Below are 23,925 nucleotides of genomic sequence, written 5' to 3' on the forward strand. Positions count from 1 at the left end.
TGACTGTGACAATTGACCAAATAATGTATAGTTTCCATACTATTAAGTCTATTTTAAACACCGTAAATTAACGTATATGCTACGAGTTAATAGTGGGTTTCCATACTATTAAGTCTATTTTAAACGCCGAAAAATTTTGCTTATTTTCCTGTATAATTTTTTGTTTGTTCTTTAAAAAATAGTTTTGTATAGTCCACCTTTAATGGTGTAATTTTATTGGTGGCTGGACTATAATATCATGGTCATTGGATTTTTTTCATAGCCGATTATTGTTCTGTTTAGATATTTTTCTGGTATTTCGTAGATGATAATTGAGTCTTTTTCTTCGTCTATTAATGTTTTGAGTTCTGTGGTTATGGTTTGGTATTGAGATTTGGTAATTTCTCCTTCGAATACTGAGTTTTGAATCCAAGTTAGGTATGTTTTGAGGTATTTGTGTACTTTGTTTACTCTTTTGGTATTTATGTCATATATAATTATTACGTACATTACCACCACGCCTTGAAACTTTCATATGTTTTGTCATTTAAAATGTGTTTTATTAGTTTGTATCCTTCTAATCTTATTAAATATCTGTATGATACTTTTTTATTTAAGTTTGGATGTTTTATTGTTGTTTTTAGTTTATTATTGTATTCTTCTATGAATTTTTGTCTTCCTTTGTCTGTTAGGTATACTCCCACATCATCTTTGAAGCTTTTTTTGTTGATCATGTTTGTGTTTACTAGTTTGAATATGGTTCTGCTGACTATTATGGGTTTAAATATGTCGGCTATGTCGCATGCTAATGAAAATCTTCTTTCTCTTGGTTCATGTAAGAAACTTATTGATGGATGTAGGTATGTGTGGTATATTTCTGAGAGTGTTGTTGTGTATAGTAATGAGTTTCCGAATGAGATTAATGCATTCATTTCGTTTGTGGGTGGTCTGAATTCTCTTTTTTTTAGGGGGAAGTTTTTTGTGATTTCGTTAAATGCTGGATAGTAATGTTGCCATAGTTTTCCTTCTGAGCTTAGTATTTGGTTTATATTTTTGTTTAGTATGGGTTCTTTTTCTATTTTTTCTATGTATTCTGTTACGTTTTTTCCTTTTTTAGAATAGTACATTAAGGTTTTTCTCATGTTATGTTTCATTCCTTGTACTATTTCTTGTGCTATGTAGTTTCTTTGGTCTGGGTTGTTGTATGCTAGTGCTTGTTTTACTATTGTTGTTCCTGAGTTTAGGGTTATTTTGGGGTATAATGATCCTTGGTAATGTCCATATTTGTTGAAGGAGTTTACTATTATTTTTTCATTTTGTAGTAATGTTATTGCTCCTGATTTTAAAGATACTTTTCCATAACAGTTTATTTCGTTTATTGCATGTATTGGTATTGTTTTATCTACTTCTTTGTTAGTGTATTTGAGTGTGTTATCTTTTCTGTATAGTATACCATTTGAGTTTATATTTAATGGTTGTTTAATAGTATCACCTTCTCATATCATGCATAATTCATAGTATGTGCATTTTTTACAATATGGTTTATTGATTGGTTTGGGTGGCTTTTTTTGTTTTGCTATTTCTATTATGTCCTGTGTTATTTCATTTAATTCGTTTATTATTTCATTATTTAGTTCAATTAATTTTTTCTTTTTTTCTTTAGGGTATACTAGGTATCCTTTGGCGTTTATGTTTGATTTTTTTAAAGTCCATAGATAGAAATATAATTGGTAACTTCCACCAATAGTTAATTTTGATGATTTTTTAATTTCATATATTTCTATTTCGTTTTTATTCTTCACAAAGTCGAATACTAGGTTTTCTAGGCGTATCTCTTTCTTTTCTCGTTTGTAACTATTTTCATGTATTAATTTTCCTATTTCTATGTCATCATTGTCGTAGTTCATATTTATTTGATTTATATAAAACCATAATTCTCTTTTACATACTTTAAAGTATTGTACCATTACTCCAGTAATTTCTGATTCTTTTAGTATCATGTTAATCATATTATAAATGCGTCTTCATCATCTAATGGTATGAAACCTATTTGTTCATCATATTTTCGTTCAATATCCTGTCTGTCAATATGACCAATATTATATTCTATTGGTGTTGTACCTAATTTTTTAACATCAATTGATATAATATATTTTCTAAATTCTGATTTTATCTTCTTAAATTCATATCGCTTTTCAATTACTGATGTTTCTGATGAGTATATTTCTGTATATTTATTCCAAATTTCATGTGAGTAATCATTTAAGTCTATGAACACGTCCTGTTTTTCAACATTTTCTTCAATTAACTTGAATTCATTTGTTATATTGGATATTTCTAGTTTTGATAATTTTTTAATTATATCTTTTGAAGAATCTTTTGAGATTTTTTCTAATATTTTATCATAATATTTGTCAATTATTGTTCCAAAATCTTTTTCACTTATTGTTTCTAAGTCTTTAATCAGTTCATATGTTACTTCTCTTGAAATTGAATCATAGATATATTTATTGTATTCTTTTTTATCATCGGCTAGTCTTATAATGTTTACTGTTCCTTTATCTTTTTGTTGGTTTCTGTTACATCTACCAGCAGTTTGTACTATGCTGTCTATAGGTGCAAAATCTCTGTATATTATATCTACATCTATGTCTACACCTGCTTCAATTAATTGTGTGGTTACAATAATTTTCCTATTTTCAGATTTTTTAATATTTGATATACGTTTTTTTCTTTCAATTGGAATGATATTAGTTGATAAGTAATATAATATATTATCCTCTAAGTAATTTGATAAGTATTTGTAAATATCAATAGAATTTTGAATAGTATTTACAACTATCATAATATCCTTATTGGTAGATAATATTTCATCAAGAATAAACTCATTAAATTCAATAACACTTTGCTTTTCTAGACAAAACTTATAATTAACCCTATCAAATTTATTAAAATAATATTCTTTATTCTCAACCAAAGGAATCATTTCAGACTCACTGAAAATAGCAGGTTGTGTAGCTGTCATAAATATAATCCAGAAATTATATCTTTCAACCATATATTTAAGTAACACATTAACTAACTTCCAATACTTGGGAGGAATGGACTGTACCTCATCAAGAATAACAATAGAATTACTTAAATTATGCAACTTTTTCAATGACCTATTCTTATTACTAATAATAGTATAAAAAAACTGATAAAAAGTAGTGATAATTATCTCAGAATACCATGATTCAATTAACATCTCAGCATTATCAATCTCTAATTCCTGATTATCACTTGTTTTATAATAAATCTCTGACATAGAATTATGCTTAATAAAAACATCTTGACTATCAAAACCATTATCTGATAAAATATCTTTAATAACTTCCTCATTCTGATCAATAATGCTTAAAAAAGGTAACGAGTAAATAATACGTGGCATAAAATTCAATTCATTTGTTATTCTATCTCTTAATTTCAAGGCAAAGGAGAATGCATTCATAGTTTTTCCAGAACCAGTAGGAAGTGAAATAGAATATAATTTATTATCCAGGTCTAAAGAATCTATTATACTATTTAACTCTTGAAAAGCTTCCTCACGAACAAAATTAATACCCTCCGAATTAAACTTTTTATCAATTTTATATTTGTCAACAACATTCTTATCAATAGGTATTCTATTATAAGTACTTGTATGTGAAGCATCTAACTTATCAGAATCAATTAAAACAGAAAATAACAAAATATAATCCAAATAATTGTCTAGCAAATCTTCTCTTTTGAATTTAAATAAATCTTTTTTAAGATCTTCTTTAACCTCATTAATATTGGATAAGAAATAATTAACATCAATATCATATTGTGAGTAAAATGCAGTAAATGAATCTAAATTTCGACTCAAAAGATCATTTACTTGTACATCCACATTATCCATGTTTTTCTTAAAATGATTATGTTCATCAAAAATATTCTTTAAATTACCATGATGATTTTTAACAACCAAATAACCTAAAACTGGAAAATTCACATAGTTACTGTTTCCTTTTCTTTTAATAACATAATAACAGAATATGGCAGATAAAAAACCATGATATGCATTAGGAGAATGATTCCTGTTAAATAAATGATCTTGAAAAAAACTAGTGGCCTTAGCAAAATCATGAGTTAAGCCAATAAAAAAAGAAATATCAGAATATAACTTATTATCAGTTATATTCATATTCTCAAAAATCTTACGAGAATTATTAGCTACATTTAAAAGATGATCAGTTAACAATATATTTGGATGAGAATAAATCTCCTCAGAATAACATGACATTATCATCACCAATCTTATAATATGTACAAGAATCTACAAGAATAGATTTAGCATTACTTTCATAAAAGTATTCAATAAATAACTTAACGGAACGATCATTATTCATAAATCCTGGAGATTTCACAACACCATATTTTTTATCATGCTCAATATGAATATTAACATTATTCTTGACAAGAACAGAATCAATTTGAACATTCTCTCCAACAATCTCTTCAACATTGTAAAGTCCATCACCAACTACCTCAAAATTACATAAACATTCAGTAATTCCAAGATATGGAGTATAAACACTTTTATGATTCCTTATGAATGAATATAATTTATTCATTAATTCCTTATCATCTAAACTAACATATAACCTATACTTCACATCTTTTAAAAATTCAGCAGGCACTTGTGTTCTTTTACCATTAGATTTAATTTTAAATAAATGCATACTTTCTTTTGTATTAACATAATTTAAATTTAATCTAGTTTTCTTAATAGGATTAACAATTTTAATACCAATCTTACTATTTTCTTCATTAAATAATTCATGATAACTATCACGAGGATAACCTAATATTCCCGCAATAAATCCAGCAATTGTAGTTCGACTAGGGAATGGATATGAAATAGTGGAAGTAGTAGTGTAACCTCTTCTAAAATATGCATAATCACCCCACACATCAAAAACCACTACATCTTTTGTCATAAAAAAATCCCTCATAAACTAAGTTCTTCAACATCAATACCATAAGATTTAATCTTATCAACTAATGAACTATTATCATTATCATCAAAGGATACATTTTCATCAATCTTATAATAAATCTTGTTAATTTTATCCTTAGATTTCTCTAAATTATCTAATAAATTTTTTACATCTATTTTAACATCAGCTATTTTTCTGATTTCCTTATCATTATCCAATTCATGAGTAATACTTATCTTATTATTTAGATCTCCAATGAAATAATAATCCTCAGAATATTCGATTTGTAATAATAATCTAGGAGTTTGACCGAATTTAGAACGTGTAATTAAATTCTTAGTACCATTCCACATAGCATCTAACAATTTATCAACATCTTCCTCTTTTAAATGAGTATCCTCTGCAGCAACCTCATTAATCACACCATAAAAAGCAATTAAAGAATACGGTAAAACATATTCTTCACGGAAAGTTTTCTGTGATTTGTTATCACCTGATGCAAATGCCCCCGTACCTTTAATATGGGTTAATTCAACTTTATGTAATGATCGACCCATTCTAAATTGTACTGGTCCTGTATATACTAAGGAACTTGTTTGTTTTTTTGTTTTTCCTTTGATTTTAAGTTCTAATGGTATAGTAGCTCCAAATAAACGAACATCAATGGAAGTAGATAATAAATTTTTACTTAATTCATTTTTTGCTAATTCCATAGAATCATATTCATTTTTTGATAAATAATCCATTGCTCTCATTTTTGCATCTTGAATTCCTTCACCAGAACTGGATGCTTTTTCTTTAACAAATATGTCATCATCGTATTTTTGATCAATATAATCACGAATAGTTCTTTTTAATCGTACATCAGTAACAATATTTGTTTCAGTTTCTTCATCAATTCTTGGTTTGTTCTCATCTAATGGATCACCATTAGGGTTTGCATCATTTAAATCATATAAAAATAATAATTCACTTCTATTCATTTGCATCAACCTCTTTTTTATTTAATTGTATTTTATTTCCAATAGTAAAACCTAAAACAAAATAATAACTTGTTTCATCTTTATTTAACTTCCAATTATCCTCAGATTTTAATAAATTATATGTTAATTCTTCTTCAATACTTGGATAAGCTTTATCATATTCTCTGAGTTTATTCACAGCCATAGTATAAACTTTCTGGACACGTTCATAATTTAAATTTAACTCCCATAACTTTTTAATAAAAGGAGTAGAACTAATTTCATTATACTGAATATTAGTAACCTTCTTTGTTAAAACACCTAATAAGAAACAAGCCTTCTTACTAGGATTATTTATCATATCTAAAATATTTTCACTATCTATATTATCTAATGACATTTTCTCATCTCCATAAAATAACTCTAATTTGTCAAACAGTAATAACAGCATTAATGATTTATAAACATTAATTTTCATAGAAAAATTTTGAGTGTCATAGTTACGCCAATTACTTCTAATCAGATGCATCATCTTGGATAATAAAAAATCATAATTAATATGTTGTTGTCCCATAATGCTAACAACTAAATCAAGATAATACTTATTTGCAGTATCATATGGGAAAAAATCTCTCAACAATGCTAAATACCAATTATTCTTATTAAATCCAAACTTTGAGTTATCAGAAAGATAATCAATAAAATTATTGGATACAACTTTTTCACCAAGATTCTCTTTTAAAGCATACTCACTAAAAATTGGTAATTTTTTAACAAACTCTTGTTGATCATATAACTCTCTGAGCCATGATGGAAGAACACTTTCAACATAACCTAAAATATTGAATGAATTATTTGAAGATTCAAAATACAAGTATTTAAACTCAACATAATCATCTAAATCTTTAATAATGTCCTGGAAATCATCTTCCTCACTAACTAAATCTTCACTATGACGTTTAGTCTCATATTCTCTAAAACTATAATCTAATTCGCTGAAAACTTCTTTCTGATTAAAAAATATTTTAGGAATAATATAATAATTAAGTCTATACTCACTAAATTTCAAATATTTATCAACATACTTCTTTCCAGCTTCTAACGTTAAAGCACAATCAGAACAAATGCTGGATTGTTTCCATTGATTTTGAACATTAAACTCAGGAACATTACCTGGTTTATCTCCAGTACCAAAAGTTAATTTAATAGCACTAGGAACAAGTCCATAAACCTCTTTTTCTTCATCACAAAGATAACATTTAGACACACCAATACTCTTCTTAGAACCTAATTTATAGTACTTATCAGTAGCCTTAGAAAACAATATTTCTTTAAATATATCATACTCATTAATATAAGAATACTCATCATCCACAATGAAACGTATAGTTAATATAACATTACGTTTATTTTCAGTTTCCAAAGAAGAATAAATTCTATTAACTTCAGATAATATAAAATCACTATTATCAACCAATTCATTATAAACATTCTCAATTAAAGAATCTTCCTGATAATCATTAAACCACTTAATAAACTTATTATTAAATGTCTTTTCAACTTCTGTGATTAAAGCAGTAGGAGTAATATTAGTACCCCTGGAAGAACCCTTTTTATAAAAATAATTATAAGACTTATCTTCATCAAAAGATTCTAAAGAAACTTTATCAAAGCGAATATTCTCATTTTCTTTAATTAAATCAACAAAAAGCACTGATTTAGAATATTTTTTCAAATCGTTAGAATCTAAAAGAACACTAATCTTATCAATATTGTCCTTTTCAATCCAATATTTACCAATTTCATACATACTATTCAACACAAATTTCACCTCCTATTGTTAACAAAACCAAATCCTAATGAATTTTTCTCACCAAGACCACAATCAAACAAGAAATTATAAAATTTCCTATTCTCTTGGTTTATTTCAACTTCAAATAAATTCCATAAACTACCTATAATTATAAACTTATTATGATGAATCTGCATCCTAACAGAAACTTCTCGATTAAACTCAAAAGAAGAAAATAAACTATCATTTAATACAAATTCATCATCATAATATGCATTAAACTTTTTAACAGCATTATCACTTAAACGATCAAAAAAGAAATTAAAATCCATATTTGACTTAAAAGAGTAATATCTGTTATCAAGATTATTCTCATATAAGACTATAGGAGTTCCTGAAATAATTTGCCGTTTCATTTTACTATTTTTTAATATATTGACAGAAACAATTTCCATAAAAAACTTATTCAACCGAAATACTTCCATACCTGAAATAATATGATATAACAATTTAATAAAAGCACTACTCGGTGAAGAAATAATCAACTGCTTCTTTTCACCTAACTTAAAATCGCCAAGAGGAAATATATTAGAAAATGTGAAAAATTTAAACCCTTTAAGGTCATGATAATCACCAAACTCTGTATCCTTAATCAAAGAATAGATAAACCCTTGAATATCATATTTACCTATTATAAAGTAATCTTCATTACACAACGGATTAAACTTAATTAACAATCTCATAAATACACCTCTAATATTTTTCATGGAAAATATTTTCTTAAATACAAATTTATTAAAATCACTATATAAAGATATCTATTTTATAGATATTAAAAATATAGATTCCACTTCAAAAAATTTATACACAAACAAAAACAAATACAATATAAATAGACTACAATAGTATGGAAACTAGATTTTAAACATATAATCAATTTAAAATAGACTACAATAGTATACACATAGTATAATAAAATACTTTAATACATAAATATTTTCCATAAAATCAATAATTTTAATAACACATTATAAAATTAATACTTAATAATATATAAGTATTACTATATGTGATTACATATTAAATTATTAAATAACCTGATTCAAAAAAAAATTTGAAGATATACTGCAATAATTTTCTTTCTTTATTATTATGAATTAACAACTTTTCTATAATAAGATAATTCATCAATTTTAATCATTTCTAATATATAAATCAATTGTTAACAATATATTACTCAGTCTTTGAAAAAAGTCAGATTTTTAGGAAGTATAATATTATTTTCAACTTTTTAATTAGGTGTGTTGAATTTTAAAATATCTATGTATCCCACTAAAAAAACTATATTATATTCTTTATTATCAATTTAATCTAATTTTACAATAATCCTAACAAATCATTATCTTTAATGAGAAAAGAAATAATGATCGTATTTTAAGAACGTTTTATTATTAGTTTTCATAAATTATGTACTATAACTATTATGAATCGTAAAAACCAAACACTAATAAAAATTGAAAATTATACATTATAAAGGTTTAGGGTTCTAGAAATATTTACTTTCAGAAAGCATTTGGAAGTCGTTTTTTGTATCAACACAGTAATGTATGATTAGGCCAGATAATAGTACAATTAATGAAGTGGCTTTATGCATGGATTCAAATGTATATTTGTGTAAATGTTTAAAACCTAATCCTTCTTTGATGAATTTGAAATAATCTTCAATTATGCTACGTTTATACTTTATTACTTTTCTATTTGGTAAATTAGCCATTAATTCGTTCACTAACTTTTTATATTCTCTTTTTAATTTATTTGTATTTCTTTTATTGTAAAAATAGTCTAATGGATAACTTAATATTGAATTCATTTTTTTCATGTTGGGCTTTCCTTTAACTAGAATCAATGGTATTATTTTATAGGTTTTTAATGCTATTTAGTAATTGTAATATGAGTAATAACCTCTATCAAATAGTATTTTATCTCCAGTACTGATTAATTTTCTTCTTTTTAATTCTTTTAGTATTAATGGTACCATTTTTGTATTATGAGGTGAACCACGGCACTGTTCAGAATCTATGGGGATGTTGGTTTTTTGGGATTGTTTTTGAAGAAGTTGTTGATGGGTTTTTTGTTTTGTAGTACGTTTCTGTGGATCCATCGTATTCTTGCACTTTTTAGTTTTATTTTTAGTCCCCGTATTGTTCTGTATCGTCTTTTTAGTTGACGGGGTAATGTTGTTTTGAAGTATAATTCTATCATATTGTTAGTTTTTGGTATTACTTCGTTGTTTAGGTATTGTGTTAGTTCGTTGAAGTTATTTTTAATTCTTTTAACGCTAGTTGCTACTGAATCAGGTAAAAACTGTATATTGTTGGTTAAGTGTGATAGGCGTCCTTTTGCTAGTTTTATGTTTTCTGCTTTGAATATATTGGATATTCTTTCAAGGCAGTTGTTTAGTTCTTTGATTTGTTTTTTGTTGTGTTTTATTTGTTTTTTTATGTTTTTGATTTCTTTTTCTAGTTTTTTGATGTCATCGTGTAGTTTTTTCTGTTTTTTATCTGTTATTGGTCCCATGTGTGGTTTGTATTTTTCTAGTTTTTTATGTATTTTTTCGTTGATTTCTTCTAATTTATGGTATTTAGTCTTGTTTTTACGTTTGATTCTTCGGATAACTGGGTATACTTCCATTCCTACGTTGTACATCATGTGGAACACGCATCTTTGTTGTATCATCTTAAATTCTTCTATTATAGTAGGATAAGCTGAATATCCTTCGGTTATCATTATTTCATGTGGTATATCGTCCAGTATTTGGTGGAAATATTTTTCAATAATTTCGGTGTCAAATAGTGTTGCATATTCCAGAAAATCTTCATAAGGATATTGGGTATTTGCATCAATAATCATTAACCGTGACATATATTCTCCATTTTGAGATGGAAATTGCTCATCATAGTGATATGTGCCACTATCTTTAAGATTTTCTGTTTCTACTTGATGTTCTACTTGTTTTTCTTTTTCTTCAAGGTATGAATCTGCAGTATTCTTTTCATGATAAAAAACCGTAGATTTAGGTAAATGTATATCAAAAAGTGCTTCAAACAATTCAGACTTCTTGTCATATGATTCTTCACCAATCTCTGATAATTTAACACCCCACTCTTTAACAGTAGAAGTATAAACAGAATAATTATCAATAAATTCATTAAAATTAGTTACAATACGATTACCACATTCTGGACAAGAATAATCCTTAACACTAACATTTATACCATTAGGTTTACGAGTATGATAACCATTAGAATGTAATTTACAACCACATTCACTACATACTTCCTCAGTAAGAACATAAGTAACCTTAAAATCAAGTAAACCCATCATTTTAAAGATTAATAAAAAATCAGGAGATAAACAATCAGGAAAAATAATTTCATCATTATCACCAGAAACGATATCTTTAAGACAAGTTAAATCTAATATATTATTGGTAAGAGTTTTATTCGACTTCATAATAATATATATTACTCTTACCACTATTTATAGACTTATATGAACTTAAAATTAAGAATACAAAACAGAACAAAATCCATACAAATAACCAAGTTGATAAATACCAAATATTAACTAAAACAGTACATATAAAACAGTACAAAAAATAAAACAAATAATCACCAATTTAAATAAATATATAAGAACATAACTACTTTTAATTAAATAACAACACTCATTTAATCAACAAAAAATAAAACTAATTTATTCTATTAAAAATTTTAAGAAAATAAGAAAAATTCATCCCCCTGAATATTAGATAGTGCCAGTAGCCACCCTTAAAATATTATTAGTACGACATTCACGAGCAATATCCGAAATTTTATACAATCCAATACTAAAACAGTACATAAAGATAATTAATATAATCTCTCTAGGGATAAGCCCTATTTCCAACCTTGGAATTAAATTTACTATTTAATTCAAAAATTAAATCACGAATACACTCATCATTTAAATAATCAATATAAGTTATCAACTTATAAGCATCTTTACCATACTGTTTCAATTTATCTTTAATTATATCATAATTAAACCCTTTTACATCCATAATAGCCATAATAAACAATCCTTATACTATTAATTATATTTATCAACCCATTATAAAAAGACATAAAAGCCATGAAAAACTCTAATAAAAAACAACCAATACATAATTTTTATAATAAGAGAATATATAATAACAATATATAAAATAAACTATAAATAACTAATCATATTAAAAAATAAGTAAAAACAAACTTAATAAAACTAAAATAAGCTTAAATAATTAAAAATATCAATAACTAATTAAATTTATACAATTATTTCCTCATTTGAATGATATAAACAAAAAAAAGCTTCAGCATGAAAATTACACTAAAAATAAATCCCAGAAAAAAACCAATAAAAACAATTATTATAAAAAAAATAAATAATTATAATAGAATACAAACTAAATAAAGAAAAATAAATCAATAATATCCTATATTTCCTAATAGTTAATCGTAAATTTTAATTAAAAGTATTTAAAACCAGATAATAACATGAAAAAAATAGACTTGTTTTAAAGAATATAAAGTTAAATTAATCATAAATAGGACATAAAATCAGAAAATAATGAATATTAAAAAGAATCAGAAAAATGGAAAATACCCTTAGAAAAATAGGAATTTATATTAATATTCATTTATATTTTTAATTATATGAAAATCAGTGATTTATTTTTTTTAATAAAAATCTTCAATATAATAAAAATCATCTCCATCCCATTTTTCTTCGAAATCATCATGTTCTATATCGGCATATATTGTTTTTCCGATTGGATTTCCATTAGTTTGTCGCATAATTTCTCTCCAATCATATTCATCTAATTTAATTATATAATTTTTACCTTTTGGAATCAAAGTTCCAATATATCCGAAACCTACACGGTTTGCTATATTTTGATTATTTTCAAGAACCATATTTTCTATAACAATTTTTTGATAACCCGTATTTGAGTTTTTAGTAATTGAACTTGAAGTTGATGGATTTCTTGTTGATAGGTAATTTGAAGAAGTAGATTCTGATTTAACTTGGATATCAGATGTACTATTTTCATGGTCTGAAGAACCACCTCCACCTATAATTACAACTATAATTAACAGAATACAACAGCATGCACCCACACATATTGCATCTTCATCAGCCAAATAGTTCCCTCCTTTATTTTATTATTAAATATATTAAAAATAATTATTTAAATAAAGTTTGTCTATAATTAATTATATATTTATCTAATAATCAATATTATGAAATTTAAAAAAATAAAAATGAAATTAAATTATATATTTTTAGAAAAGTTTAATTATTTATTAAAACAAACTATTTTTATAAAAATTGTGGTGGTTAACTATGAATAAAAAATATTTGATAATTTTAGTATCATTTTTAGTACTATTTTCTATTTCTAGTGTTAATGCATCGGAAAAAATATCAGCTACACCAAATGATTACTTTACTTATTATGGTTATGATCAACCTGCTGCTGAAACACATTCATTTGCAATAGAAGTTGATAGTAATGTATATTATATTAGTGATACTATAGCTAACAAACTAGCATTATATAGTTCAAACTTCAGAGAGATATATAATGAAGTAAATGGTAAAAATATCCGAGGTAACCATCAATTTGAAAATGATAAATATTTTGATTTTGAATATATTTCTGGTCAACAAGTAGGATTTAACCGTGATGCTAAAGTAATTACAAATATATATGATTCTAATGGTAATGAACTTATTTAAAAAAGGTATATTTAAATAAGTTTGTTAAATTTTATGAAGAAATAAACAATAATTAAATATTTTAAATCTTTTTTCTTTTATTTTATTTCATATTTAAATATCGTTTAAATATAATTATTCTAAAAAATATTTTATATTTAAACTTATTTTATGTAAAATTAAGAAAAAATAGTGCATTTATAATTTAAAGTAGTAAATGATATATTATTAATTTTACTTTTTCAGAGAAAGTTTAAGTAATATTAAAATATAATCGTACTAATAAGTCTTAAAAAAAGTTACTTTTTAAATTTAATATTTAAATGTTAAATACTTAATATTAAAATAGACTTATGTGGATTTAAAAATTATTGAGATGATTTTATGAAAAAGAGTTATATTTTATGTTTATCTTTATTGTTCTTATCATTATTAGGTACATGTTCTGCAATAAATGTAAACCTTAATGAGGGTTCTATAGTAGAAATTCCAAATGAGTATGAAATATCCTATGGAAATGATGGGTCCGTAAATATTTTTAATAGACCTTATTGTATAATTATTATGGATGAATCCGAATTATTATCCAATGAAAAAAAGTTAGATATTGCAGAATATTCATTGGGAGTTGAAGATTATAGAATAATTGAAGTGGAAAATTTTGAAGTAATGGAATATACTGCAAAACCACAAGATACTGGTTCAGTTATTTATGGTTATTATGTTGATACTAGAGATAGTACTATTTGGTTTATGGTAAATATAAATCCGGAATATGAATGGAATATAGATGATTCTTCAAATCCAGTGCATAAAATTATTAATAATATGAAATAGTTCATTAATAATTCAGTGAAAAAATATCAAATAAGTAAACTTATAAAAATATTAGGCTTTGTAGAAATCCCTATTTTTGTACAATCTGAATAGATCTGTAAATAGTATAGAACACATTTTTGATTTTTGTTTCTTTTATTTGTAAATTAGTGCTTCTACTATTATTTATTCCACTAAATTTTCTTTTTTCTACACTATTTACCCCTTCTACTTGATTTCTGAATCGGTATACTTGTGATCTGAATATTGCTCTGCATTTAGTTCTGTATGTTCCATTTTTTTGTCTTGTTTTTACTGGTATTTGTGGTAATGCTGTTGTTTCTTCAGTAATTGTTTGTTTAATTATTTCTGTATCATACGCTTTATCTGCTAATATGTACGTTGGTTTATAACATCTTATTGCTCGTATTGCACTTATTGCAAAGTTTGTATCATATTTTGGTCCTTTTGTAGCGTTGTGGTGTCGTATTAACATGTATTCTGAGTCTACTGTTATGTGGTTTTTGATGTAGCTACGGCGTGTTTTTTTAGTTCTGTTATTGTAATATAAGTCAGAATAAGAATTGGTGAACCCTGTTCCATCTAAACTAAAATAACATTCAGATACGGGAAAATGTTGTAAAAGTAATGTGTTTATTTCGTTTAATTTTTTAACTGATAATTTTTTAAAGAATTTTTGGATAGTTGTGTAATGTGGTATTGTTTTAAGTTTCAAAGCCTTTTGTAATTTCGTGGATATCTTTAAATTTTCTGTTGTATTTCTGTAATCGTATTTATTGTATGTTTTGTATGCTAAAATTGCAAATAATTGTGGTTGAGTATATTTTTGTTTAGAATAAAAGGAAGAATACCTTTTAAATGTTATTTTAGCATAATTATATGCTGTTAAAATAAAATCTAACATCATATTACCAGTTAAATCTACTTTTTCAATTTGTGATAATTGTAGTAAAGAATGAGTATTATGTCTTGATAAACCAAAATCGAAAAGTTTAAGTTGTCGAGAATTCAAATAGTTTTTTATAGAATAGATATTTTCGGATTGCATATTAATATCAATTCTATTTTTAATATAAATATTTATTCTTTCTTGTATTACTTTTTAATTAATTATTATTCTGTAAATTTTATTTTACACTTGCAATTATTGTAAGAAATATATTTAATGTAAGTATTACTCGATTTTAAAAAAAATAAGATATTATAATCAGAAAATTTTTACTAAATGTGTAAAAAATATAGGTTTTCTACAGAGCCAAATATTATTTTTTATTTCATATGAAAAAGGGGAGTTTTTTTAATGATTAAATGTTTAAAATGCAATGAAATTAATACTGATGATTCAAAATTCTGTTCAAAGTGTGGAAATTCACTAACTAAATCAGATGTAAATTTTATTCTAATTAATGATAATCAACAATCTAATCCAAAAGAAAACGTTCAACAAAATTCTAAAAGAAATACAAAACATATGTGTTTGGGATTAATAGGATTATTAGTAATATTATTGATTATAGGGCTATTTGTTGGAGATACATCCAAACCGATTAATTTAGAGGATGTTCGCGTATCATCAGAATTTACTATTAAATTTCAAAATGAATCACGACTTGATTTATATACTGAAGATGGAACATACTTTTATATGATTGTAATAAACCGTGAAGATCAACGAAATCCCAAAATAATTAGTGATGAATTACAAAATCAGGGATTTATACTTCAAGATAGTGATAATGTCCTAATTAATAATAAAAATGTTAAAGAAGAAAAATACAAGTACAATTCTGGAGATAGTTTTGTATATAATTATATTTTAGAACAGGGAAATAAAAAATACTCAATAAGTTGTTTAACTAACAATAATATTTGGTACATAGAGAATGAACATAACCCAGTGAATAAAGTAATTAATTCTATGATAAAATATTCAACATAAAAATTATTAAATTAATACAATATATAATTTAATCTTAAATAAAATTTATTTAATTTCTTTATTTATATGTTATTTTGCAATAAATATATTTAACATTTTTATTATATAAAAAATAATTATTTTTAATTCTATATTTTTTTGTTGGATGACTGAATATTTATATATTCATTATTAAAATAGCACATTAAAAAAGAGTTAAATAGTATAATTATAGGATATTATAATAAACCATATTAATAAAATATATATTAATATTTATAGACTAGTTAAACTATAAATTGATTTCTATCCATATTTTCTAAAAATAATATAAGGAGATACTATGTATAATATAATAAATTTAATCATAGATATTGCTGCTTTAATATTTTATGTATTACTTATATTTAGTATTTTATCCTCTTCAGATAGAGAATGGAAAACTGAAGATTGGATAAAACTTGTACTATCAATTTTTATATTTTATATTGCAGGTGATTATAAATTATTACTAGTACTATTATTATTAATATATGTACTATTTTTTTATGAAGATTCAAACAATAAAAAAGTTGAAACTACAAACAGCAACTCAAATTCCAAAAAAGAAAATTTCAATCAAAAAACTACGAATACTAGTCAAAAGAATCATAAAAATATAAAATACACTACCTCTACAAAAACTAGAAAATACCAACACAATTCACATAACACATGTACATCCACAAATCATAAAACAACATATAACTGTAAACCCGAAGATTACTATAATAATTTTAATTTATATTCTCCTGAAAAAAAGGGAGTTAAGTTACTATTTAAACAAAATGTTATTCATTGGTCAGGAATTTATGAGATATATTATGAAAATGGAAAAATTGCTTATAAAGTAGATGGTTATCGATCTTTATCATTTGGTGATGCAAAATTAAAAATCATTAATAACTTTAATAAAGAAATAGGAAAAATTGAGGAACGTACTATATCTCAAACCCCAGCTTTTGATGTTTATGAAAATGGAAGAAGATTAGGTTCTATCCGTAGAACAATTGGTATTTTTACTCCGGGAGCTGAAATTGATTTTAAAGACTGGAATGTTGAATGTGGATATAATAATTGTGAATTTACAATAACTGATAAAAAAAATAAAAATTTGATTGCAAAAATCAGTAAAAAATATTTATCTGGCACAGATACTTATGAATTGAATATAACTGATTCACATAATTCATTATATGTTGTAATGTTTATTATTGCAATGGATTTATATAATGCAAGATATGAACAAAATACAAGGTGGTAATTAATAAATTTTGAAATCATAATCCTTAAAACTTAAATTATTTTACTATTTTTTTTACATTTTTTTTTATATGAGTATCTGACAAAATTTTTATTTCGGATAAAAATTCAATTATTAATAGTAAATTTCTTTTTTTATTAATTTAACAGTATTATTTAGTTAATTTTTATATACTCGTTTTTACATATGTTATATTAAATATTAAGTTTATTTAGTTTGGTATTTAAATGAACAACTCATTTCTTTTTCTATTTCTTCTTTCTGTTCATATAAATAATCAAATAAATCCTTATTATCTGGTATATAAATCTGTGATGTGACACTTTTAGTATTCGAATTTATTGTCAATGAAATATAAGCATGTTTACTATTTATATTAGACTTACATCATTAGATAATGGTAATTATAATTTTGGTATTTGTGAAAAAGAAGATTATATTTATCCTATGCAATGGAAACATATTCATGAACTAAATGATATTACTTAAAAAGAATGCTAGTTTATTTAAGGAAATTTTGAATTCAATTGGAAGAAAATAATTAATAAAATTAAATAATGTTTTTTATAATTATTTTTTATTAAATTCATTTATTTTAAAAAAGAAGTTGTTAAAGTAATAGATTACTTTTTTTTATTCTTGCATTTCTATTACTTGTTGTGCTGATGATCTATACCATTCTCTTAGTTGTCCATCAATAGCTTGGATGTTATCTGCTTTTTCTAGCCAATTGTACAATTCGTTAATGTGGATATCAGTTGGTGGCATTCCATAATAAATTATTTTTGCATATAAATAATTTGCATCATCATTGTTCCATTGATTTAAAATATTTTCTGCACGATCTTGGTTATTTTCGTCAATAGCATTTTTAAATTCTTGTGCATAGTTTTGTGTGTACTTATTGTTGTTCATTTGATTGTTTTGTTGGAAGTTTTCTTGATTATAGTTTGGGTTATAATTTTGTTGATTATATCCTTGGTTATTCATTTGTTGGTCAATATTTAGATTAATTAGTGGTTTTTCTGAGTTTAATATTCTTCCTAATCCCCATCCCAGTATATATGTGGGTAGAGCCATACTTAAAGCAAGAACAAATGATGCAATTAATGACACACCTATTCCAAAATTTAGTATAGGAGTAGTCAAGTACATAATAATAAACAATATGAATGATATAACAAAAACTATTAATGTAATTAATTTTGTTTTTGACATTCTTTTTTGTCTTGTGGAATTATCAGTTTTGTATAGTAAAATATCTATGATTTCCATATAGTTAACTCCATTATCAATTTTGTTTCATTTAAATATTTGGATATAATTATTTATAACTAAAGTTTTAATTATAATTATTTATAAAGTTAAAATATTCTATAATTAGAATACTATTAATGTAATTAATGATAAACTATTATTATAGCGAATTATTTGTGACATTATGTTTTCTGAGATTAATTATAAATATTGTCCGCATTGTAATACAAAAATAAATATTGAAGATAAATTTTGTAATATATGTGGAAAAGAACTACCTATTTTTAAATATGAAAGAACTAATTCTACTAGTCTAAATGACTTAAATAATCATAAAAATAATAAACCTAGGAAGAATTTCAGTTTATTAACTCAAAATAACAAGAATACACATACAAATAATCAAAAAACTAAAAATTTTACCGTACTAACTAATAAATCCAAAAAATCAAAAGATAATAATTATATTCAATTATCTGATATTGATATTAACACTGCAACCAAAAATCAATTAATTAAAATAAATGGTTTAACAATAACAGAAGTTAATAAAATTATAAATTTAAGAGATTCAGGAACTAAATTTGAATCATATAATGATTTAAATAAATTAAAACAGGATTTAAATATTAATTATTTTGAGTTAACAAATAATAAAAATATTGATAAAATTAATATTAACACAGCAAATGAAGAAATATTAAATCAAATTTCTTATATGAATCCTTATAAAGTTAATACAATACTAGAATTAAGGGAATCAAATATATTTATTGAATCATTTGAAGATTTACAGATAAAATTAAATTTAAAAGAATCTGAAATTAATAATTTAAAGAATAAAATAATTATTCAAATACCTGAACCTAAAAAAGCAGAAAAAATAGATATTAACAAAGCAGATATGATAAATTTAGCTAAAATAGGATTATCAGAGGATGTAATTGCAAAAATTGTACTAAATAGAAGTAAAGGTAATTATATATCTTCATATGAAGAATTAAAAACAAAATATAATTTATCTGATGTAAATATATTAAAAATTAAAGAAGTTAGCTTTATTTCTCAAATCCAGAATCAAACAATAAAAGAAAATACAGAAAAAATTTACAAAAAAAGCATGGACTTGAATGAATCTTTTCAACAAACAATACACAAAGATACTGAAACAAATGATTCATTTGAGAAATCTATTCAACAAAAAGAGGATAAACAAGATTCAATGGAAAGCATTGAAAAAATTGATATTAACAAAGCTAGTATAGAGGAATTAAATAAATTACCAACTATAAACTTAATTCAGGCAAAAAAAATTATTGAACTACGAAATGAAGGAAAATATATAAAGTCATTTGAGGACTTATCTAAAAAAATAAATCTTAGTACTAATCAAATTAACCAAATACAAGATAAAGTTGTTATATCAGAAATTAAAGTAGTTAAACAAAGAGTTGTTGATCTTTAATTAATCAAAAAGAAAAAAATAAAGGATTATATTATAACAATATTTTTTTTTTAAAAATCTAAGGTTCTTCCACCTCTATTATTATTTATGTCTAATGTATCTTCAGGTGGTTTAAAATCATCATCAGATGGTTTGGATTCTAAATTATACTCCTTCATATCTTCATGTGCTGTAGCAGCAACAGCTCTAATATTTGCCCAATTTCTTATAGCAATTATTTGTTCTTTTTGGGTAACACTAAGAGGCACAGTATTTCTAATAGCATTCTCAAAATCTTGCATAGTAATGCTACGATCTTCAGCAAAAGCATCAAATAATCCCATAATAACTATTTGTTCTATTTCAGCACCACCAAAACCTTCAGTTAAACTTGATAAATTGTTTAATGTTTCATCGTTTATATTAAATTCTCCAACTACATCTGGATCAGTTAATCGGGATTCTAAATGTACTTTAAAAATTTGTTTTCTTTCATTAAATGTTGGCAAATCTATGAAAAAAATCTCATCAAAACGACCCTTACGCATCATTTCAGATGGTAATCCATTAATGTTATTTGCAGTAGCTACTACAAATACAGGTTTGGTTTTTTCTTGCATCCAACTAAGAAATGTTCCAAAAATACGACTACTAGTACCACTATCTCCACCATTACCCAGACCACTGAAACCTTTTTCAATTTCATCAATCCATAAGATACATGGTGCAATAGCTTCTGCTGTTTTTATAGCTTCCCTCATATTGGATTCACTATTACCCACATACATATTAAATACTTTTGAAACATCAAATCTTAGGAGAGGTAGATGCCACATAGAAGAAATACTTTTAGCAACTAAACTTTTTCCACAACCAGGAACACCAGTTAACAATACTCCTTTAGGAGCAGGTAAACAATATTTTTTTGCATTGGAAGACCATGATTTGTCACGTTTTTTTAACCATTTTTTAAGGTTTTCCAATCCTCCAACATCATTAATATTTACAGTTGAATCAATATATTCCAAGAGATTGTTCTTTTTAATTATTTGACTTTTTTCTTTAATAATTAAATCTATGTCATTTGCATTCAAACATCCATCATTAACCATAGCTTTAGCAAATGCATTTTCAGCTTCTTGTAGTGTTAAACCAACAGCAGCTTTAATAATCGATTCTTTTTCCTTATCATTTAATTCTAATTTCAGACCATTTTCAGAGTTGGAATAAATCATTTCATCTAATAATTCACTTATTTCTTCCTCACCTGGTAATTCAAAATCCATTACAGTGACATCTTTTTTCAAATCATCAGGTTCATCAAATGTAGGTGAAACAAATATCACATTCTTAGGATTGTATGATCCTTTTAAGTTAGGCATTAAATCCTTTAATAAGCGAATTATACCATTATCAACCCCACCATTACATTTTTCACAAAATACATGAAAATCTAATAAAACGAAAAGTGAAGAATCTTCATTATCTTTTATGAATTTTAATGCACTAGTTTTTTCAAATGTATTTTCTTCGATTAATCCATCAGAATTTCTAAATCCTTCTGATTGTTTCCATACATATAATTTTCTTGGAGTTTTAATTAATTCTTCTGTTGTAACTATTCGTTCTAATTCATTTATTAACCTATCTTCTTCATAAGTAGTAATATGTATAAATGGAAATTTAGCCCGTAACAAATCACATAATTCTTTATCAAATTTGTTCATAATATCACAATTTTAATTAATAATTTTCTTTGTTTCACTGTTGTATAATTTTTCTTCATTTTCATAGTATTCTGAAGTATGCTCTTTATTAACAACTTTAGAATCAGTTAATTCTTCAATTACTTTAATATAATCTTCACATTTCTTTCCTTTAATTCCCTTAGTTTCAGCTTCTATACTACCATCTTTTCTAATTTTAATTATTAATTTTTTAGACATATATCTCACCAAATTAAAGACTATTTATTTTAAAAATCCAGCATTCTTTTATAATTACCAGTTTCAATTTTTGAAATTTTTGTAACTTTTCTAATTTCATTAATATCCTCATTTTTTAATGAAAATAATTCTTTTAAGTCATTATAAGATTTGATAAACTTTTTTTCATATCGTAATTGAATAATATGATTTGCTTTTACAGAATCAATAAAAGGAATATTAATTAATTCTTCTAAATTTGCTTTATTAATATCAATTTTATCATTTAACTGTTTATTCTCTACAGAAATATTCTTCTTGTTATTTTCATTATTATTATAAAATTTTTCATTAATACTTCTATCAATTAGTTCCTCTGTAGAATTGATATTTAAATGTTCAGAAACAAAAGAAACTTCACGTATTTTATTAATATTTTTATCAGATAGTGAATATATATTTTTTAAATCATCAAAAGAGTTAATATAAATATTTTTTTCACGATCTAATATAATATTAGCCACTATTTCTTCAGAAATACCCATTTTAACTAAATCAATTAAATCTGCTTCATTGAAATTTATTTTATTAACATTTAATTTAGGTTCTTCAATTACAACATATTTCTTAATATCTTTCATATCAAAATAATTTAAATTTAATTTACCCTCTAAATCTGCAAATGATTTAATATAAATACCACATTGCCTTAAATTTAAAATTGTTTCAATATCATCTAAATTAATTCCAGGAATTTTCTGTAATAAATCTATGTTAGCACTATTTAAATTTATAGGGGCTAATTTTTCAAGTTCTTCTATTTGTTTTTTCTTTTTTTCTTCTTTTTCTTTAATTATTTTTTCCTGTTCTTTTTTCTTACTTTCTTCCTGTTTTTTCTTTTCTTCTAATATTTCTCGTTCTAATCTTTTCTTTTCTTCTCTAATTTTTTTAATTTTAATTGATTCTTCAGCTTTTTTTTCTCTTTCCAATTTCTCTCTTTTTATTTTAATTTCATTTAATTTTTTTTTCTTTTCTAAAAGTTTTTTATTATAATTTTCTTGTTTAATTTTATTTAATTCTTTTTCTTCACGTTTTTGTTCTTCTTTAACTTTTTTTAATCTTTTTTCTTCCTCTATACGTTGTCTTTCTAATTTTATTCTTTCTTCTTCCATTTTATTATCTCTATTCATTTTATTTTCTTTAGTTTCTATTATTTTTTCTTTTTCTTTATTTACCTGTTGATAATTTTGTCTTTGTAATTTATTATTTGGTTGCTTATTTTCTGAATCTTTTTGATTTTTAGTATTACTTCTATTTTTTCTTAAACTTGTAATCTCTTTATAAGCTTTTAATGCTTCTTTGTTCCTTTTTATAGAAAAATTAAATAATATGAATGATCTTTCTTTAGTTTTTACTCTAATATGTCCATTAGTAACTAGATTAGCTTTCATAAAACTTAAATCAATAATTTCCTCATAAAAAATTCGGCCACCATTAAAAAGAGTATTTGAATAAATACCTTTTGTATCATAACTTAAAGTACCCCAAGGAAATAAATGTAAAACACCCATATTAAAACCTCTATATTATTATTCCTCTTTTTTAAATAGGAAATTATGAATTTTTATAATAAAAATATAGATTTTTCAAATACTTTTTTTCATATAGTTCAATTATGTATGAAAATAAAATTAACAAAAGTT

At 24.2% G+C, this 23,925-nt stretch carries 23 protein-coding genes and 1 CRISPR repeat array (1 of these 24 only partly in view); of the genes, 5 read left to right on the top strand and 18 right to left on the bottom strand.

The genetic code is table 11. From position 1 onward, the window contains the following. Positions 1-125: a CRISPR direct-repeat array (repeat unit 29 nt; unit sequence GTTTCCATACTATTAAGTCTATTTTAAAC); it begins 3,613 nt to the left of the window's first position. Between the two features lie 103 nt (positions 126-228). The 12 genes from cas2 to PXD04_RS16130 all read right to left on the bottom strand — a co-directional run bounded on the left by cas2 (position 229) and on the right by PXD04_RS16130 (position 12,961). Then, entirely contained in the window at positions 229-489 is a 261-nt protein-coding gene (gene cas2, locus PXD04_RS16075) for a CRISPR-associated endonuclease Cas2 (protein WP_323735834.1), read from the bottom strand. Then, a complete protein-coding gene (gene cas1b, locus PXD04_RS16080) occupies positions 489-1,463 on the bottom strand; it encodes a type I-B CRISPR-associated endonuclease Cas1b (RefSeq protein ID WP_323737464.1) in 975 nt (324 codons plus the stop codon). The genes cas2 and cas1b overlap by 1 nt, the downstream gene beginning before the upstream one ends. Before the next feature lie 12 nt (positions 1,464-1,475). Further along, on the bottom strand, positions 1,476-1,988 hold the full coding sequence (gene cas4, locus PXD04_RS16085; RefSeq protein ID WP_323735835.1) for a CRISPR-associated protein Cas4: 513 nt from the start codon (positions 1,986-1,988) through the stop codon (positions 1,476-1,478). Beyond that, positions 1,985-4,285, bottom strand: a complete 2,301-nt coding sequence (gene cas3, locus PXD04_RS16090; RefSeq protein WP_323735836.1) for a CRISPR-associated helicase Cas3' — start codon at positions 4,283-4,285, stop codon at positions 1,985-1,987. The genes cas4 and cas3 overlap by 4 nt, the downstream gene beginning before the upstream one ends. Continuing rightward, a complete protein-coding gene (cas5b, locus tag PXD04_RS16095; protein WP_323735837.1) occupies positions 4,269-4,982 on the bottom strand; it encodes a type I-B CRISPR-associated protein Cas5b in 714 nt (237 codons plus the stop codon). The genes cas3 and cas5b overlap by 17 nt, the downstream gene beginning before the upstream one ends. Positions 4,983-4,993: 11 nt before the next feature. Next, a complete protein-coding gene (gene cas7b / locus PXD04_RS16100) occupies positions 4,994-5,965 on the bottom strand; it encodes a type I-B CRISPR-associated protein Cas7/Csh2 (RefSeq protein ID WP_323735838.1) in 972 nt (323 codons plus the stop codon). Beyond that, positions 5,958-7,766 carry a TIGR02556 family CRISPR-associated protein gene (locus PXD04_RS16105; RefSeq protein WP_323735839.1) on the bottom strand — a complete coding sequence of 603 codons (1,809 nt, stop codon included), beginning with the start codon at positions 7,764-7,766 and terminating at the stop codon, positions 5,958-5,960. Before PXD04_RS16105 ends, cas7b begins: the two co-directional genes overlap by 8 nt. A 5-nt stretch (positions 7,767-7,771) precedes the next feature. Next, positions 7,772-8,479 carry a CRISPR-associated endoribonuclease Cas6 gene (cas6, locus tag PXD04_RS16110; protein ID WP_323735840.1) on the bottom strand — a complete coding sequence of 236 codons (708 nt, stop codon included), beginning with the start codon at positions 8,477-8,479 and terminating at the stop codon, positions 7,772-7,774. Between the two features lie 803 nt (positions 8,480-9,282). Next, entirely contained in the window at positions 9,283-9,615 is a 333-nt protein-coding gene (locus tag PXD04_RS16115) for a hypothetical protein (RefSeq protein ID WP_323735841.1), read from the bottom strand. 197 nt (positions 9,616-9,812) lie between these two features. Beyond that, positions 9,813-11,249: a hypothetical protein gene (locus tag PXD04_RS16120; protein WP_323735842.1), complete on the bottom strand. Its 1,437-nt coding sequence runs from the start codon at positions 11,247-11,249 to the stop codon at positions 9,813-9,815. A 412-nt stretch (positions 11,250-11,661) separates the two neighbouring features. Continuing rightward, the gene (locus PXD04_RS16125; protein ID WP_323735843.1) at positions 11,662-11,847 is read right to left on the bottom strand and encodes a hypothetical protein; all 186 of its coding nucleotides are present in this window, start codon (positions 11,845-11,847) and stop codon (positions 11,662-11,664) included. 649 nt (positions 11,848-12,496) lie between these two features. Beyond that, positions 12,497-12,961, bottom strand: a complete 465-nt coding sequence (locus PXD04_RS16130; protein WP_323735844.1) for a hypothetical protein — start codon at positions 12,959-12,961, stop codon at positions 12,497-12,499. Between the two features lie 217 nt (positions 12,962-13,178). Between PXD04_RS16130 and PXD04_RS16135 the strand changes: the two genes are divergently transcribed. Together PXD04_RS16135 and PXD04_RS16140 are read left to right on the top strand one after the other, a co-directional pair. Then, a complete protein-coding gene (locus tag PXD04_RS16135; RefSeq protein WP_323735845.1) occupies positions 13,179-13,559 on the top strand; it encodes a hypothetical protein in 381 nt (126 codons plus the stop codon). Positions 13,560-13,922: 363 nt separating this feature from the next. After that, positions 13,923-14,375 carry a hypothetical protein gene (locus tag PXD04_RS16140; RefSeq protein WP_323735846.1) on the top strand — a complete coding sequence of 151 codons (453 nt, stop codon included), beginning with the start codon at positions 13,923-13,925 and terminating at the stop codon, positions 14,373-14,375. A gap of 70 nt (positions 14,376-14,445) precedes the next feature. Here the strand turns inward: PXD04_RS16140 and PXD04_RS16145 are convergent, their stop codons facing one another. Then, positions 14,446-15,423, bottom strand: a complete 978-nt coding sequence (locus PXD04_RS16145) for a transposase (protein ID WP_323735847.1) — start codon at positions 15,421-15,423, stop codon at positions 14,446-14,448. A 252-nt stretch (positions 15,424-15,675) separates the two neighbouring features. Between PXD04_RS16145 and PXD04_RS16150 the strand changes: the two genes are divergently transcribed. After that, positions 15,676-16,314, top strand: coding sequence for a zinc-ribbon domain-containing protein (locus tag PXD04_RS16150; RefSeq protein WP_323735848.1), 639 nt, complete (start codon positions 15,676-15,678; stop codon positions 16,312-16,314). 322 nt (positions 16,315-16,636) lie between these two features. Further along, a complete protein-coding gene (locus PXD04_RS16155; protein WP_323735849.1) occupies positions 16,637-17,596 on the top strand; it encodes an LURP-one-related/scramblase family protein in 960 nt (319 codons plus the stop codon). Between the two features lie 207 nt (positions 17,597-17,803). On the opposite strand, the gene PXD04_RS16160 is transcribed toward PXD04_RS16155, so the two are convergent. Together PXD04_RS16160 and PXD04_RS16165 are read right to left on the bottom strand one after the other, a co-directional pair. Beyond that, positions 17,804-17,971: a DUF4268 domain-containing protein gene (locus PXD04_RS16160; protein ID WP_323737465.1), complete on the bottom strand. Its 168-nt coding sequence runs from the start codon at positions 17,969-17,971 to the stop codon at positions 17,804-17,806. Between the two features lie 258 nt (positions 17,972-18,229). After that, entirely contained in the window at positions 18,230-18,871 is a 642-nt protein-coding gene (locus PXD04_RS16165; RefSeq protein WP_323735850.1) for a hypothetical protein, read from the bottom strand. Between the two features lie 166 nt (positions 18,872-19,037). Here PXD04_RS16165 and PXD04_RS16170 point away from each other — a divergent pair, with 166 nt between their 5' ends. Next, positions 19,038-20,318, top strand: a complete 1,281-nt coding sequence (locus tag PXD04_RS16170) for a helix-hairpin-helix domain-containing protein (RefSeq protein ID WP_323735851.1) — start codon at positions 19,038-19,040, stop codon at positions 20,316-20,318. Between the two features lie 50 nt (positions 20,319-20,368). On the opposite strand, the gene PXD04_RS16175 is transcribed toward PXD04_RS16170, so the two are convergent. The 3 genes from PXD04_RS16175 to PXD04_RS16185 are packed head-to-tail and all read right to left on the bottom strand — an operon-like array spanning position 20,369 to position 23,793. Further along, positions 20,369-22,024, bottom strand: a complete 1,656-nt coding sequence (locus PXD04_RS16175) for an AAA family ATPase (protein ID WP_323735852.1) — start codon at positions 22,022-22,024, stop codon at positions 20,369-20,371. A gap of 12 nt (positions 22,025-22,036) precedes the next feature. Next, positions 22,037-22,243 (bottom strand): DUF2997 domain-containing protein, encoded by a 207-nt coding sequence (locus PXD04_RS16180; protein WP_323735853.1) that lies wholly within the window; start codon positions 22,241-22,243, stop codon positions 22,037-22,039. 29 nt (positions 22,244-22,272) lie between these two features. Next, a complete protein-coding gene (locus PXD04_RS16185) occupies positions 22,273-23,793 on the bottom strand; it encodes a helix-hairpin-helix domain-containing protein (protein WP_323735854.1) in 1,521 nt (506 codons plus the stop codon). Between the last annotated feature and the right edge of the window lie 132 nt (positions 23,794-23,925).

Origin of the sequence: Methanosphaera sp. ISO3-F5, from assembly GCF_034480035.2 — an archaeon.
Taxonomy (GTDB): Archaea; Methanobacteriota; Methanobacteria; order Methanobacteriales; family Methanobacteriaceae; genus Methanosphaera.